The sequence below is a fragment of the Burkholderia sp. BCC1047 genome (genome assembly GCF_902833155.1).
Classification (GTDB): domain Bacteria; phylum Pseudomonadota; class Gammaproteobacteria; order Burkholderiales; family Burkholderiaceae; genus Burkholderia; species Burkholderia sola.
Genome location: NZ_CADFEH010000060.1, coordinates 1 through 14,044, shown reverse-complemented (window position 1 = coordinate 14,044; position 14,044 = coordinate 1). Strand labels below are relative to the sequence as shown.

Sequence of the window (14,044 nt, the reverse complement as noted above, 5' to 3'; positions counted from 1 at the left end):
TAGCGCCATGTTTCAAAAATAACGCTATTCCGATGATTTCGAGGGCTTCCCATGACCACCGCTCGCTCGCTTGATCGCACCTACCCCGCGCTTCGCACCACCGAAGGCGGCGGTTTCGTGGTTCACCGCCCGTTCCCGACGCGGCTGCTGATGGATTTCGATCCGTTCCTGCTGCTCGATGAAATGGGCCCGGTCGACTACGCGCCCGGCGAAGCCGTGGGTGCGCCCGACCATCCGCATCGCGGCTTCGAGACCGTGACCTACGCGCTCGATGGACGCTTCCGCCATCGCGACTCGTCCGGCCATGCCGGCACGCTCGGCCCCGGCGACGTGCAGTGGATGACGGCCGGCGCCGGCGTCGTGCACAGCGAGATGCCCGACCCGGCGTTCGCTCAGACAGGCGGACGCTCCCACGGCTTCCAGCTGTGGGTCAACCTGCCGCGCCGCGACAAGATGATCGCGCCGCGCTACCAGGAGATCCCGGCCGCCCGCATTCCGACCGCGACATCGCCGGACGGCCGCGCGCGCGTGCGCGTCATCGCGGGCGAAGCATTCGGCGTAAAAGCCGCGATCGAGACGCGCACGCCGATCCTCTACCAGCACTTCACGCTGGAGCCCGGCGCAACGGTCACGCAGCCCGTGCCGGCCGGTTATCGCGTGTTTGCCTATCCGATCGACGGAACGGGCCTTTACGGGCCCGACAGGCAGGCTGTCGACGCACGTCACATGATCGTCTACGGCGACGATGGCGACACCGTCACGTTCGCTGCCGGCGACACGTCGCTCGACCTGCTGCTGATCGGTGGCGTACCGCTCAACGAGCCGATCGTCCGTTACGGTCCGTTCGTGATGAATACCGAGGAGGAAATCCGGCAGGCTGTCGTCGACTATCAGACCGGTCGCATGGGTCGCATCGAAGCGTGAATCGGATCGGGTGGCGGGTGCCGCGAAGCCGGTGGTTTTGCGTCACAATAACTTCTTGAACCATGTGGCCGCCCGCCACCAGAAGGAACCCGTCCCCTTGAACTTCGAACATCTGATCCAGATCAACTCCGACGATCCGGCCGTGCCGACCCTCAACCGCGACCAGCTCTGGGAAGGTCTCGTGCTGCGTGCGGAACAGCCGCAACTGTTCGTGATCGGCCTCGACAGCTGCGTCATCCGCGAGCGGACGGACACGACGCTCGAACGCGAACTGCACTACGGCCACGCGACCGTGCGCGACCACGTGACGTTCACGCCGAACCAGCAGGTCCGCTACGACATTCGTGCGGCCGATGGCGAGATCGGCGGCTCGCTGACGATGACGATCGAGGAACGCGAAGACCACGAGCTGTTCCTGCGTTTCGAATACCGGACGACGCTGACGGTCACCGACGACAGCGAAGAAGCGCGACAGACGCACGGGATCGTCAAGGAGGCGTACCGCACGTCGGACATCGACACCGTTCGCCTGATCCGCGAATACGCGCAGGGTCGCAAGGACCCCGACCCGCTGCACTGAACCCGGCGGCGGCCTGCGGGCCGCCCCTTTGACTCAAGCTATCAGCCCAGACGAATCGATCGATAAAGAGTTTTTGTAAATGGGAATAGTTATCATTTAGAATTCATTCCATCGTATCGACAGTCACCGATCAAACCGAATGACCGACACCATGCGCCCGACCACGCTGACCCTGCGCCGCACCACCGGCACCGCAGCCAGCAGCCGTCAGAAGACGGCAGCGGTCACCACGCCGGCGAAACCTGCCGGCAACCGCGATGCAGGCACGCGGGTCGTCAACAGCGATGCGCTGCTGCAAGGCCAAAGCCACGTCAGCATCGCGCATAACGGAGAGACTTATCAGTTGCGGGCTACCCGGCTCGGCAAACTGATCCTGACGAAGTAACGACCGAGTATTGTGGGGACCACCTCCCTGAGAGGTGTTGGGCAGTAGCCAGCGTAACGGCTTGCACGCGAGATCTAGACCCCTTCGTGCAAACACACTCAAGCAGCCGTTGCAGCAAGCCAAGCCACTTTTTTTGGTTCTCGCACAAGGAAGAAAAAAAGCGACACGTCGATGGACGTGTCGCTTTTTTGTTTGGGCAGCCCATGCGTGAAGCACGCCGTCCGACTCATAGCTGCCGTCAATACGCGACAGCGAGAAGCGGCATGCGCGCCGCTTCAGAATCCCCAGAACATCAACCACCATGCGCTGTCGACGACGGCCAGCCCGAAGGCGAACCACGCGAATGCCGCGAGCCGGCGCGGCCACGCCGCATAGCGCCCCGTCACCTTCCACGCGAGCCATGCACTCCATACGTTGGCGCCGACCAGAATCGCGATGCGCACATCGGTAGCCCAGCCGAGCGGTACATGCTCCGCGCGCAGCAACGACAGCGTCGTGGCCGACAGCCCGAGGAACACGCCCGCGCCCGCGATCGGGATCAGCGCCTGGGCGAGGTGATGCAGGCGCACGCGATCGAAGCGGCCGAGCATCAGCGTGGCGCCGGCCAGCAACACCAGCAGCGCCGTGCCGTACACGAGCCCCGTGCCGACGATGTAGCTGACGACCAGCCCGCCATCGAGCCAGGAGAACACGTCGTTGCGATCCGGGTAGTGCGTGAGCAGGAACCACGGCGCATTGGTCTCGAGCGGCCACGTGATGTCCTGATCGATCAGCCAGCCCGCGAGCCATTGCTTGATCTGCACGAACCACGGACTGACGGTCCAGTGGAACGCACCGATCGCCACGCCGAGCAGGCCGTACAGGATCAGCGCGGTGTCCCACGGGTTGGCCCGCTCCGCACCGAGGTTCACGACTTCGTCGGACGGCGAGCGCAGCGACAGCGAAATCGCGTCGCGGTGCCCGCTGCAGCGGCCGCACATATGGCAGTCCGCCGCGCCCTTCATGTTGCGCAACGGCACGAGCGGCGCGCAGTTGATCGGAATCACGCGATGACCGTGCTCGCCGTTCTTGTACGAACGGCGCCACGCATCCTCGTCGACCTTGTAGCGCATCGGCGCAAGCCGCGCGAGCAGCCCGAACACGCCGTTGACCGGGCACAGATACTTGCACCACACGCGCTTTTCGCGGCCGTACAACAGGCCGATCACGATCGCGCCGACGGTCGAGCCGCCGAGCACGAACAGCACCGCGAGCGGGTACTGGTACACACTGACCATCTGCCCGTAGATCGTCGTGATGCCGAACGCGACGAACGGCCAGCCGCCCCACCGGATCCAGCGCGGAATCGGGCCGCCGCGGCCGAACTTGCTCGCGTACTCGGTGAGCGCGCCCTCCGGGCACAGCACGCCGCACCACACGCGGCCGAGCATCACCATCGACAGCAGCACGAACGGCCACCAGATGCCCCAGAACGCGAACTGCGCGATGAGCGTGAGGTTGTTCCACAGATGCGCGGAATCGTCCGGCAGCGGCAGCACGGCCGGCACGATGATCAGGAACGCGTAGACGGCGACGACGATCCACTGGATACCCCGGATCAGCGCACCGTGGCGCTGCATCCACTGGCCGGCCTGCGCGAGCCAGCCCGGCTTGACGGCGGCGATAACGCTCATGCCGCGCGACCCGCTGCGACGGCCGGACGGCGGCTCGCGCGCTTCATCAGCAGCCAGACGACCGCCCAGTACACCGCATAGGCGACCAGGTTGGTCAGCGCCGGATGCGCGCGATAGCCGGTCAGCGTCGCGACGAGCGAACCGAACGTGCCCGAATCATCGAGGATCGCGGACGTGTCCCACACTTGCGAGATGCCGAGCGGCAGGATTTCCTTGTCGATCAGCTTGTCGACGCCGGTCTGGAACAGGCCCGCGCCGAGGAACAGCAGCATCACTTCGGTGACGCGGAAGAAATGCCGCCACGAGAAGACCTTGCCGCCGAGCTGCAGCAGATAGAACGTGAGGAACGCGAGGCCGAGACCGATCACGACCGCGAGCATCTGGCTGCCATCGACGTGGCCCGACTGGCCGAAACCGAGGCCGTACAGGAAGATCACCGTCTCGCTGCCTTCGCGCGCGATCGCGAGCGCGACCAGCACGGCGACGCCCCACCAGTTCGAATCGCGCGTGCTTTGCTGCAGCGATTGCTCCATGTCGCGCTTCAGCGTGCGGCCGTGCCGGCGCATCCACAGCACCATCTGCACGATCAGCACGCACGCGATCAGCACCATCGCCGTCTGGAAATAGTCCTGCGCGTCGCCGGACAACACTTCGGTGAACCCCACCAGCGCGGCGCCGAGGCCGACGGCCATCAGCAGGCCGACGCCGACGCCGGCCCAGAGGAAAGGCAGGCCGCGGCGCGCGTCGTCGTCGCCGTTTTTCAGCCATGCATAGAGAATGCCGACGACGAGCAGCGCTTCGACGCTCTCCCGCCAGACGATGAACAAGATCTGACCCATCGATACCTCCTGACGCGCGGGGCAAGGGACTGGCGCGCCCGCGCGCAGATAAAACGCGTTACTTCGCGACGATCACGCCCTGTGCCTGCTGGTGGAAATCGTCGAAAAACTTGTATTCGCCCGGCGACAGCGGGGCGACGACGACGAACGAGTCGGCGCCCGGCGCGAGCACCTTCTCCTTGCGCAACTGCACGCTCTCGAATTCGGCGGCGCCCTTGCCGGTGTTCCTGATCTCGATTTTGAAACGCTGGCCGGCCGGCACTTCGATGCGGGCGGGGTTCAGCTTGCCGTCCGTCATCTCGAGCTTGAACGTCGGCAGATCGGCCGCATGGGCCGCGCCGGCAAGCCACAGCGCAGCGGCTGCGGCGACGATTTTCTGGGGAATTTTCATACTGGGTTCTCTACGCCGACGGCGCGCCGAAGCGCGCCGTTCGTGATGCCACCGATCAGTAACCGCCCTTCTTGCCGATACCGGCGAACGGGAAGTCGTACTCGAGCGTGATGGGCTTGAACCACGGGCCCACGCCCGTTTCCTTGTCGACGTGGCGACCGAACGCCATGTGACCGGACTGCATCGGCGGCTTGACGACCATCGTCAGGTGGTACTTGCCGGGGCCGGTGAGCTTCACGTTGTCGCCGTAGTGCGGGCCGTCGCTCGCGACCATGCCCATCAGGTCGCCTTCGGCCTTCCACTTCGTGTCGCCCTGCTTCGTCAGCTTGTAGGTGACCTGCAGGTACGGCATCCAGTCGCCTTCCGCGAAACCGGTCGGGTTGTTCTTGACCGCATGGATGTCGGCCTCGAGGTGGATGTCGGAATCCGACGCCTTGCGCATCATGCCTTCCGGGTCCATCGTGATCGGCTGCAGATACACCGCGCCGATTTCCATGCCGCCCTGGATCTGCTGCTTGCCGATCGGATACTCGGCAGCCGAGGCCGACATCGCGGCCAGCGCCGCCGCTACCGCAACCGTCGTGCGGATGAACGAAGAACCCAACATGGACACTCCTTGTTATTTGTCTGACTATCTTGACGACATGCGGGCCGCCGCCGGGCCGCCCGCTGGAAACACTAACGCGACGAAGAACGTTAATGCGAACTATTCTCAATACATGGCGAGTTTAGCACCGAACCCGTTCCGGAACAAACGGAGAGCGCCGTAAACCCCTGATCCGACAAGGCTTACAGGCGCTTTACCAAAAGGATACGGTGACGTTTGGAAAGATTTACCGGCCGCCGCTGATGTGGTCGCCGACGTTCGCGCCGAACACGCGTTCGCGCAGCACGGCAAGCTGGTCGCGGGTCGCGGCGGCCTTCTCGAATTCGAGGTTCTTCGCGTAGTCGGCCATCTGCTTCTCGAGACGCTTGATTTCCTTCGCGAGCTGCTTTTCCGACATGTCCTCGAATTTTGCGCGCTGCTGCGCCTCCTTCAGCTCCGCACGCGCGTCGTCGGCGTTGTAGACGCCGTCGATGATGTCCTTGATGCGCTTCACGACGCCGCGCGGCGTGATGCCCATCTTTTCGTTGTAAGCGATCTGCTTTGCGCGGCGCCGCTCGGTTTCGCCGATCGCGCGCTTCATCGACTCGGTCATGTTGTCCGCGTAGAGGATCGCCTTGCCGTTCACGTTCCGCGCGGCGCGGCCGATCGTCTGGATCAGCGAGCGCTCGGCGCGTAGGAAGCCTTCCTTGTCCGCGTCGAGGATCGCGACGAGCGACACTTCGGGAATGTCGAGGCCCTCGCGCAGCAGGTTGATCCCGACCAGCACGTCGAACGTGCCGAGCCGCAGGTCGCGGATGATCTCGACGCGCTCGACCGTATCGATGTCGCTGTGCAGGTAACGCACCTTGACGCCATGGTCGGCCAGGAACTCGGTCAGCTGTTCGGCCATGCGCTTCGTCAGCGTCGTGATCAGCACGCGCTCGCCGGCCTTCACGCGCGCGTTGATCTCGGTCAGCACGTCGTCGACCTGCGAGCTCGCCGGCCGCACTTCGATTTCCGGATCGACGAGGCCCGTCGGTCGCACGACCTGCTCGGCGATCTGCCCCGTCACGCGCTTCTCGTAGTCGGCCGGCGTGGCCGATACGAACACGACCTGCCGCATCTTGCGCTCGAACTCGGGGAACTTCAGCGGCCGGTTGTCGAGCGCGGACGGCAGGCGAAACCCGTAATTGACGAGGTTTTCCTTGCGTGCGCGGTCGCCGTTGTACATGCCGTTCAGCTGGCCGATCAGCACGTGCGATTCGTCAAGCAGCATCAGCGCATCGGGCGGCAGGTAGTCGACGAGCGTCGGCGGCGGATCGCCGGGCGCCGCGCCCGAGAAATGCCGCGAATAGTTCTCGATGCCCTTGCAGAAGCCGAGCTCCTGCAGCATCTCGAGATCGAAGCGCGTGCGCTGCTCGAGGCGCTGCGCCTCGACGAGCTTGCCTTCGCGATGGAAGAACTCGAGCCGTTCGCGCAATTCGTCCTTGATCGTCTCGACTGCGCGCATCACGGTGTCGCGCGGCGTCACGTAGTGCGACGACGGATACACGGTGAAACGCGGAATCTTCTGCCGCACGCGCCCGGTCAGCGGGTCGAACAGGTGCAGCGTCTCGACCTCGTCGTCGAACAGTTCGACGCGCACGGCCATTTCCGCGTGTTCGGCCGGGAAGATGTCGATCGTGTCGCCGCGCACGCGGAACGTGCCGCGCTGGAAATCCTGCTCGTTGCGCGTGTATTGCATCGCGATCAGCCGCGCGATCACGTCGCGCTGGCCGAGCTTGTCGCCGGTGCGCAGCGTCAGGATCATCTGGTGGTATTCGGACGGATTGCCGATACCGTAGATCGCCGACACCGTCGCGACGATCACCACGTCGCGGCGCTCCATCAGGCTCTTCGTCGCCGACAGCCGCATCTGCTCGATGTGCTCGTTGATCGACGAATCCTTCTCGATGAACAGGTCACGCTGCGGCACGTAGGCCTCAGGCTGGTAGTAGTCGTAGTACGAGACGAAATACTCGACCGCGTTGCGCGGGAAGAACTCGCGGAACTCCGCGTAAAGCTGGGCCGCGAGCGTCTTGTTCGGCGCGAACACGATCGCCGGGCGGCCGAGCCGCGCGATCGTGTTGGCCATCGTGAAGGTCTTGCCCGAACCCGTTACCCCGAGCAGCGTCTGGAAGGCAAGGCCGTCGCCGACGCCTTCGACGAGCGTGTCGATCGCGGTCGGCTGGTCGCCCGCGGGCGGATAGGGCTGGTAAAGCTGGAACGGCGACCCTTCGAAAGTGACGAATTTGGATTCGTCGAGCGCGTCGCCGACTTCGGCATGATGTTCGGACATGGAATGCGGCCGGAGCAAGGGCAAAGAAAACATTCTAGCGCTTCGCGGCCGTGCGAACTGCTGTCGACTCCTGACGCGCGACGGTCGCCCGAAATCGCGATTCGTCGCCCTGATCGCGACGGAATGACCGCCCCCGCCAGCACGAATTCGCTACAATGTCAGGCTGCTGCGCTTTCCGGCGTCGCGCCGCGGGCGCGGTCCGCTGCGCCCACCCCGCCGGTTGAAAGCCTGACCCTCTTTTCACTACTGCCGAATCATCATGTCGCTCTTCTCCGCTGTCCAGCTTGCTCCCCGCGACCCGATCCTGGGCCTGAACGAAGCCTTCAACGCCGATGCGCGTCCGACCAAGGTCAACCTCGGCGTCGGCGTGTACACGAACGAAGACGGCAAGATTCCGCTGCTGCGCGCGGTTCGCGACGCGGAAAAGGCGCGTGTCGAGGCCGGCCTGCCGCGCGGTTACCTGCCGATCGACGGGATCGCCGCCTACGATGCGGCCGTACAGAAGCTGCTGCTCGGCAACGACTCGCCGCTGATCGCGGCGGGCCGCGTGGTCACGGCCCAGGCACTGGGCGGCACCGGCGCGCTGAAGATCGGCGCCGATTTCCTGCGCACCTTGAACCCGAACGTGAAGGTCGCGATCAGCGATCCGAGCTGGGAAAACCACCGCGCGCTGTTCGAAGCGGCCGGCTTCGAGGTCGTCGCGTACCCGTACTACGACGCGGCCACCCACGGCGTGAACTTCGAAGGCATGCTGTCGGCGCTGAACGGCTATGCGGCCGGCACGGTCGTCGTGCTGCACGCGTGCTGCCACAACCCGACCGGCGTGGACCTGACCGAAGCGCAATGGCAACAGGTCGTCGACGTCGTGAAGGCGCGCAACCTCGTGCCGTTCCTCGACATGGCCTACCAGGGCTTCGGCGAGAACATCGAAGCCGATGCCGCTGCCGTGCGCCTGTTCGCCGCGGCCGACCTGAACGCGTTCGTGTCGTCGTCGTTCTCGAAGTCGTTCTCGCTGTACGGCGAGCGCGTCGGCGCGCTGTCGATCATCACGTCGAGCAAGGAAGAAGCCACGCGCGTGCTGTCGCAACTGAAGCGCGTGATCCGCACGAACTACTCGAACCCGCCGACCCACGGCGGCGCAGTGGTCGCAGCGGTGCTCGCGTCGCCGGAACTGCACGCTTCGTGGGTGCAGGAACTCGGCGAAATGCGCGATCGCATCCGCGCGATGCGCAATGGTCTCGTCGAACGCCTGAAGGCGAGCGGCGTCGATCGTGACTTCAGCTTCATCAACGCACAGCGCGGGATGTTCTCGTATTCGGGCCTGACCTCGGCACAAGTCGATCGCCTGCGCGACGAGTTCGGCATCTATGCGGTCGGCACGGGCCGGATCTGCGTCGCCGCGCTGAACACGCGCAACCTCGACGCGGTCGCCAATGCGGTCGCAGCGGTCCTGAAGTAAAGCCGCGCCGGGAGGCGGCTGTCACCGGCCCCGCCCTGCCGACATGAAAAACGCGCTCCACGGAGCGCGTTTTTTTGTGCAGTCCAGCGTCCAGCGCGGCGGACGGCGACACCGCCCGCTCCCGCGTTACTGCATGAACCAGCCGTGGCTGACGACCACCGACTGGCCGGTGAGCGCGGCGCTCGGGAACGCCGACAGGAACAGCACCGTCTGCGCGACGTCCTGCACCGTCGTGAACACGCCGTCGACCGTGTTGCCGAGCATCACCTTCTTGATCACGTCCTCTTCGCTGATGCCGAGCTCCTTCGCCTGCTCCGGAATCTGCTTGTCGACCAGCGGCGTGCGCACGAAGCCCGGACACACGACGTGCGAGCGCACGTTGTGCTTCGCGCCTTCCTTCGCCAGCACGCGCGCGAGACCCAGCAGGCCATGCTTGGCCGTCACGTACGCGGACTTCAGCGGCGACGCCTCGTGCGAGTGCACCGAACCCATGTAGATCACGACGCCGCCGCGATCGTCCTTGTACATGTGCTTGAGCGCGGCCTTCGTCGTCAGGAACGCGCCGTCCACGTGGATCGCCTGCATCTTCTTCCAGTCGGCGAACGAATAGTTCTCGATCGGGTTGACGATCTGGATGCCGGCGTTCGACACGAGGATGTCGACCGAGCCGAACGCGTCGGCCACCTTGTCGATGCCGCTGTTCACGGCGTCCTCGTTGGTCACGTCCATCGCGACGCCGATCGCCTTGCCGCCTGCCTTGACGATCTCGTCGGCGACCGCGTTCGCGCCGTCCTGGTTCAGGTCGGCGATCGCGACGGCCGCACCGGCCTTGGCCAGCTCCAGCGCGATTTCCTTGCCGATGCCGCTCGCGGCGCCCGTGACGACTGCGGTCTTGCCGCTCAGATCTGCTGCCATGTCCGTCTCCTCCCGATATCGGATCGATAAAACACGCACCCGTCGCATCCGCGCTCATCGCGAAATCGCATCGGCGTGCCAGCCGTCATTGTGCACGATCGGCCCCGCCGTTCGTGCGCAAAACGTCTAAGCTTAAGGTCGGTTCCGTTCAGCAGGAGAGTCTCATGCACTATCGACGGCTAGGCCGCTCCGGCCTGCAGATCAGCGCGCTTTCCCTCGGCTCGTGGGTGACGTACGGCAACCAGGTCGACCACCGGGTCGCGCGCGAATGCCTTGCCGCGGCACGCGACGCGGGTGTCAATTTCTTCGACAACGCCGAGGTCTACGCCGGCGGCAAATCCGAGGAAATCATGGGCCACGCGCTCAAGTCGCTCGACTGGCCGCGCGTCAGCTATATCGTGTCCACGAAATTCTTCTGGGGGCTCGCGGAAGCCCCGAACCAGTATCACACGCTGAACCGGAAATATCTGCTGAACGCGATCGACGGCTCGCTGCGCCGGCTGCAGCTCGACTATGTCGACCTCGTCTATTGCCATCGCCCCGATCCGCATACGCCGATCGAGGAAACCGTCTGGGCGATGAGCGACATGATCGTGCGCGGCAAGGCGCTGTACTGGGGCACGTCGGAATGGAGCGCCGACGAGATCCGTGCAGCATGCGAGATCGCCGAGCGGCACCATCTGCACAAGCCGGTCGTCGAACAGCCGCAGTACAACCTGTTCCATCGCAGCCGGGTCGAACAGGAATATGCGCGGCTCTACGACGATTACGGCCTCGGCCTCACGACCTGGAGCCCGCTGGCGTCGGGCCTGCTCACCGGCAAGTACCGCGACGGCGTGCCGCCCGGCAGCCGCGCGCAGTTGCAGGGCTACGACTGGATGCGCGAACGCCTGACCGATCGGGCAGCCAACGACATCGTCGAACGGCTCGGCGAGATCGCGGCCCAGCTCGGCTGCAGCACCGGCCAATTGGCCATCGCCTGGGTACTCGCGAATCCGCGCGTGAGTTCGGTCATCACGGGCGCATCGCGGGTCGACCAGATCGGCGACAACATGCGCGCGCTCGACGTTGCCGCGAAGCTGACGCCGGATGTGAAGCAACGCATCGAGGCAGTGGTCGGCGACGCATACGAGTAAGGCGACGCGCGGCCACTCGCGTACAATACGCGGCCGCATCGGTGCCCGGCCTGACGGCCGCGCGCGATCGAGCGCTTTCATCGATTCACCTTTCGTTTCAGGCAGCCAGCCATGCTCAGTTATCGTCACGGTTTTCACGCAGGCAATCACGCGGACGTGCTCAAGCACGCCGTCGTCGTCCAGCTGCTGCGCTACCTGAACAAGAAGGACAAATCGTACTGGTACATCGATACGCACGCGGGCGCCGGCGTGTACTCGCTGCGCGACGGTTATGCAGCGAAGACGTCGGAATTCGATACCGGCATCGGCCGGCTGTGGAACGAAAAGAACCTGCCGGAGGCGTTGGGTGACTATGTGGACGAAGTCCGCGCGCTGAACGACGACGGCGAACTGCACTTCTATCCAGGCTCGCCGTACATCGCATGGCGGTCGATGCGCGAGCAGGATCGTATGCGCCTGTTCGAAATGCACACGACGGAAATCGATGTGCTGCGCCACAATTTCCGCGATGCGGGGCGACGCGCGATGATCTTCGCCGGCGACGGCTTCGAAGGTATCAAGGCACTGCTGCCGCCGCCGCCGCGACGCGCACTCGTGCTGATCGATCCGTCCTACGAGGACAAGAAGGATTACGCGCGCACGGTGGGCTGCGTGACCGAATGCCTGAAGCGTTTCGCGACCGGCTGCTATGCGATCTGGTATCCGCAGGTCACGCGGACGGAATCGCAGCGCTTTCCCGAGCAGTTGAAGCGCCTGCAGCCGAACAACTGGCTGCACCTGACGCTGACGGTGTCGAATCCGCCGACCGACGGACTTGGCCTGTACGGCAGCGGGATGTTCATCCTGAATCCCCCGTATACGCTCGCCCAGAGCATGAACGAGGTCCTGCCTTACCTGGTCGAGAAGCTGGGACAGGATAGCGGCGCCCGCTGCCAAATCGAGCACCGCGGAAACTGACCGGGCGACGGTCGTTACGGCTGCGGCCTGGGCGCGAGCCGCGGCTGGTTGGCCGGCTGCCCGCCCCACGCGGGAACACTGATATACGGCGCGACGAACAGCGGAACCGACGTGTTCGTCCCCTGTCCGGCCGGAGCCCGCATACCTGCCGGCTCGACGATCGGCTCCTGCGACAACGGCGCCGTCTGCAACACCAACCCGCCCTTGCCGTCCTGGATACCGCGCTGCGTATCGAGAACGAGCGGCCTGGACGACGTCGCGGCACCCGCCGCGATGCCATGGACGAGCACGACTGCGCCCAGAACGAGACGCGCGCGGGCACTGCGACGCACTTCGACACGCAAACGCATGATCGTGTCCTTCAGGATGAAAAGGTCCATACCATAGCGCTGCACCGACGATTTCGCCAGATCCGGCGCACAAAAAAACAAAGCCCCGTCAATACGGGGCTTGCTTATCGTGCGGTGCCGCGCGGCACCTGACGGTGACTCCGATTACAGCGAGTAGCCGTTGGTTTCGAGCGAGCGAATGCGGCTCTCGAGCTGGACGATGTCCGACGACGTGGCGAGGTAAGCCTCACGGCGCTCACGTTCTGCGGATTCGAACCAGTTGCTCAGCTTTTCAACGATGTAGGCGATCATGACGTTCTCCAAGGAAGAGGGACCCCTGGTGAATCGAGATTCAGGGATTTCCCGTATAGGGTTATCCCGAATTATAGCGACGCCGCACCAATATGCTAGTGAAAAACTTGCATGGAGATCATTCCAAATCGGAATGAAGAGAAGCGCGACGCATCCAACCCGTTGATTTTAAATGACATGCTATGTGGGCGCGTTTGGAGGCTCGAGCACACGCACTAATTTGGTTCACTGACGGGGTCGGCCAAGCGCGCCAAAATCGGGCACTCCGGCCGACCGTCACCATGGCAGTGCGCAGCCAGATCGGCCAGCGTATCGCGCATGTCGCTCAGCTCCGCGATGCGTTTGTCGAGTTCGGCCACATGTTCAAGTGCGATCGATTTCACTTCGGCGCTGGCGCGTGAACGATCCTGCCAGAGCATCAGCAGCTTGCGAATGTCCTCGACGAGAAAGCCGAGTCGTCGTGCCTGACGGATGAACCGCAAGATATGGATTTCGTCCGCGCCGTAGATGCGGTAGCCGGCATCGGTACGCTTGCTCGGCGCAAGAAGCCCGACCTGCTCGTAGTACCGGATCATTTTTGCGCTGACTCCGGATTCGCGCGACGCGTCGCCGATATTCATTCCCCGCCCCTCTCCATCAAACCCTGGTTTCGAACACGACCGCCGACGGACGCCCTCGTCGACGACATATCGATCGTATCAAATCGAGGGGGTTCGTTCCGGGGAAGAGTTGGCAGCAGGAACGCAGATGATCCGACCTTGCACGCACGCCGTTGGGTTGCGAGGGATGGGGCGCTTCGCCACATGCTTTTGGGGACGCCGAAATGCAAAAACCCCCGCCTTGTCGGGCGGGGGTTCTTGGCTTAGGGAGCCTGACGATTACCTACTTTCACACGGGAATCCGCACTATCATCGGCGTAGAGTCGTTTCACGGTCCTGTTCGGGATGGGAAGGGGTGGGACCGACTCGCTATGGTCATCAGGCAAAGGGGGTTGTTGCGTTGCTTCGCAGCGCAACCAATCTTGGAAGAAGCAGTAATTTAGGTTGTGTGTATCACACACGAGAATCCAACATGTCGCTTTGGATCGCGGCCAGTGCTTTCACACGGCGCCGATCTACAAGGCAGACTTGTTATAGGATCAAGCCTTACGGGCAATTAGTATCAGTTAGCTGAACGCATTACTGCGCTTACACACCTGACCTATCAACGTCCTGGTCTCG

Annotated in this window: 15 protein-coding genes and 2 rRNA genes; 6 read left to right on the top strand and 11 right to left on the bottom strand. The window is 64.0% G+C overall.

Annotation, left to right across the window (positions count from 1 at the left end):
* Nucleotides 1-51 precede the first annotated feature (51 nt).
* The 3 genes from HWX55_RS34785 (at nt 52) to HWX55_RS34775 (ending at nt 1,889) form a co-directional block, all read left to right on the top strand.
* The gene (locus HWX55_RS34785) at nt 52-924 is read left to right on the top strand and encodes a pirin family protein (RefSeq protein WP_175978951.1); all 873 of its coding nucleotides are present in this window, start codon (nt 52-54) and stop codon (nt 922-924) included.
* A 97-nt stretch (nt 925-1,021) separates the two neighbouring features.
* Nucleotides 1,022-1,504, top strand: coding sequence for an SRPBCC family protein (locus tag HWX55_RS34780; protein WP_175978950.1), 483 nt, complete (start codon nt 1,022-1,024; stop codon nt 1,502-1,504).
* 139 nt (nt 1,505-1,643) lie between these two features.
* Nucleotides 1,644-1,889: a hemin uptake protein HemP gene (locus HWX55_RS34775; RefSeq protein ID WP_034207822.1), complete on the top strand. Its 246-nt coding sequence runs from the start codon at nt 1,644-1,646 to the stop codon at nt 1,887-1,889.
* A gap of 275 nt (nt 1,890-2,164) precedes the next feature.
* On the opposite strand, the gene HWX55_RS34770 is transcribed toward HWX55_RS34775, so the two are convergent.
* From HWX55_RS34770 to uvrB, 5 genes are all read right to left on the bottom strand, one after another.
* Nucleotides 2,165-3,562 carry a 4Fe-4S binding protein gene (locus HWX55_RS34770; protein ID WP_175978949.1) on the bottom strand — a complete coding sequence of 466 codons (1,398 nt, stop codon included), beginning with the start codon at nt 3,560-3,562 and terminating at the stop codon, nt 2,165-2,167.
* Nucleotides 3,559-4,401: an FTR1 family protein gene (locus tag HWX55_RS34765; RefSeq protein ID WP_054928001.1), complete on the bottom strand. Its 843-nt coding sequence runs from the start codon at nt 4,399-4,401 to the stop codon at nt 3,559-3,561. The genes HWX55_RS34770 and HWX55_RS34765 overlap by 4 nt, the downstream gene beginning before the upstream one ends.
* Nucleotides 4,402-4,459: 58 nt before the next feature.
* Complete coding sequence (locus HWX55_RS34760) at nt 4,460-4,792, bottom strand: cupredoxin domain-containing protein (RefSeq protein ID WP_006478303.1); 333 nt, start codon at nt 4,790-4,792, stop codon at nt 4,460-4,462.
* Between the two features lie 55 nt (nt 4,793-4,847).
* Complete coding sequence (locus HWX55_RS34755) at nt 4,848-5,399, bottom strand: iron transporter (protein WP_175978948.1); 552 nt, start codon at nt 5,397-5,399, stop codon at nt 4,848-4,850.
* Nucleotides 5,400-5,625: 226 nt separating this feature from the next.
* Nucleotides 5,626-7,716, bottom strand: a complete 2,091-nt coding sequence (uvrB, locus tag HWX55_RS34750) for an excinuclease ABC subunit UvrB (RefSeq protein ID WP_050018183.1) — start codon at nt 7,714-7,716, stop codon at nt 5,626-5,628.
* Nucleotides 7,717-7,975: 259 nt separating this feature from the next.
* Between uvrB and HWX55_RS34745 the strand changes: the two genes are divergently transcribed.
* A complete protein-coding gene (locus HWX55_RS34745; protein WP_124557677.1) occupies nt 7,976-9,175 on the top strand; it encodes an amino acid aminotransferase in 1,200 nt (399 codons plus the stop codon).
* Between the two features lie 126 nt (nt 9,176-9,301).
* Here the strand turns inward: HWX55_RS34745 and HWX55_RS34740 are convergent, their stop codons facing one another.
* The gene (locus HWX55_RS34740; protein ID WP_175978947.1) at nt 9,302-10,090 is read right to left on the bottom strand and encodes a 3-hydroxybutyrate dehydrogenase; all 789 of its coding nucleotides are present in this window, start codon (nt 10,088-10,090) and stop codon (nt 9,302-9,304) included.
* Nucleotides 10,091-10,254: 164 nt separating this feature from the next.
* Between HWX55_RS34740 and HWX55_RS34735 the strand changes: the two genes are divergently transcribed.
* Together HWX55_RS34735 and rlmJ are read left to right on the top strand one after the other, a co-directional pair.
* Complete coding sequence (locus HWX55_RS34735) at nt 10,255-11,226, top strand: aldo/keto reductase (protein WP_175978946.1); 972 nt, start codon at nt 10,255-10,257, stop codon at nt 11,224-11,226.
* A gap of 111 nt (nt 11,227-11,337) precedes the next feature.
* On the top strand, nt 11,338-12,183 hold the full coding sequence (gene rlmJ / locus HWX55_RS34730; RefSeq protein ID WP_175978945.1) for a 23S rRNA (adenine(2030)-N(6))-methyltransferase RlmJ: 846 nt from the start codon (nt 11,338-11,340) through the stop codon (nt 12,181-12,183).
* A 14-nt stretch (nt 12,184-12,197) separates the two neighbouring features.
* Here rlmJ and HWX55_RS34725 read toward each other — a convergent pair whose 3' ends face one another.
* The 5 genes from HWX55_RS34725 to HWX55_RS34705 all read right to left on the bottom strand — a co-directional run.
* Nucleotides 12,198-12,563, bottom strand: coding sequence for a hypothetical protein (locus HWX55_RS34725; protein ID WP_175978944.1), 366 nt, complete (start codon nt 12,561-12,563; stop codon nt 12,198-12,200).
* A 114-nt stretch (nt 12,564-12,677) separates the two neighbouring features.
* On the bottom strand, nt 12,678-12,824 hold the full coding sequence (locus HWX55_RS34720) for a DUF3563 family protein (RefSeq protein WP_006478295.1): 147 nt from the start codon (nt 12,822-12,824) through the stop codon (nt 12,678-12,680).
* 215 nt (nt 12,825-13,039) lie between these two features.
* Nucleotides 13,040-13,444 carry a Cu(I)-responsive transcriptional regulator gene (gene cueR, locus HWX55_RS34715; RefSeq protein ID WP_050018291.1) on the bottom strand — a complete coding sequence of 135 codons (405 nt, stop codon included), beginning with the start codon at nt 13,442-13,444 and terminating at the stop codon, nt 13,040-13,042.
* 249 nt (nt 13,445-13,693) lie between these two features.
* Nucleotides 13,694-13,806: ribosomal RNA gene (gene rrf / locus HWX55_RS34710) — 5S ribosomal RNA — on the bottom strand.
* 152 nt (nt 13,807-13,958) lie between these two features.
* Nucleotides 13,959-14,044, bottom strand: a 23S ribosomal RNA gene (locus tag HWX55_RS34705); the annotation flags it as partial.

Coding starts and splice junctions, on each gene's coding strand:
- HWX55_RS34760 (WP_006478303.1), bottom strand. CDS start 4,792: ATGAAAATTCCCCAGAAAATCGTCGCCGCAGCCGCTGCGCTGTGGCTT.
- HWX55_RS34720 (WP_006478295.1), bottom strand. CDS start 12,824: ATGATCGCCTACATCGTTGAAAAGCTGAGCAACTGGTTCGAATCCGCA.
- HWX55_RS34745 (WP_124557677.1), top strand. CDS start 7,976: ATGTCGCTCTTCTCCGCTGTCCAGCTTGCTCCCCGCGACCCGATCCTG.
- uvrB (WP_050018183.1), bottom strand. CDS start 7,716: ATGTCCGAACATCATGCCGAAGTCGGCGACGCGCTCGACGAATCCAAA.
- HWX55_RS34735 (WP_175978946.1), top strand. CDS start 10,255: ATGCACTATCGACGGCTAGGCCGCTCCGGCCTGCAGATCAGCGCGCTT.
- HWX55_RS34755 (WP_175978948.1), bottom strand. CDS start 5,399: ATGTTGGGTTCTTCGTTCATCCGCACGACGGTTGCGGTAGCGGCGGCG.
- HWX55_RS34770 (WP_175978949.1), bottom strand. CDS start 3,562: ATGAGCGTTATCGCCGCCGTCAAGCCGGGCTGGCTCGCGCAGGCCGGC.
- HWX55_RS34725 (WP_175978944.1), bottom strand. CDS start 12,563: ATGGACCTTTTCATCCTGAAGGACACGATCATGCGTTTGCGTGTCGAA.
- HWX55_RS34765 (WP_054928001.1), bottom strand. CDS start 4,401: ATGGGTCAGATCTTGTTCATCGTCTGGCGGGAGAGCGTCGAAGCGCTG.
- rlmJ (WP_175978945.1), top strand. CDS start 11,338: ATGCTCAGTTATCGTCACGGTTTTCACGCAGGCAATCACGCGGACGTG.
- cueR (WP_050018291.1), bottom strand. CDS start 13,444: ATGAATATCGGCGACGCGTCGCGCGAATCCGGAGTCAGCGCAAAAATG.
- HWX55_RS34740 (WP_175978947.1), bottom strand. CDS start 10,090: ATGGCAGCAGATCTGAGCGGCAAGACCGCAGTCGTCACGGGCGCCGCG.
- HWX55_RS34775 (WP_034207822.1), top strand. CDS start 1,644: ATGACCGACACCATGCGCCCGACCACGCTGACCCTGCGCCGCACCACC.
- HWX55_RS34785 (WP_175978951.1), top strand. CDS start 52: ATGACCACCGCTCGCTCGCTTGATCGCACCTACCCCGCGCTTCGCACC.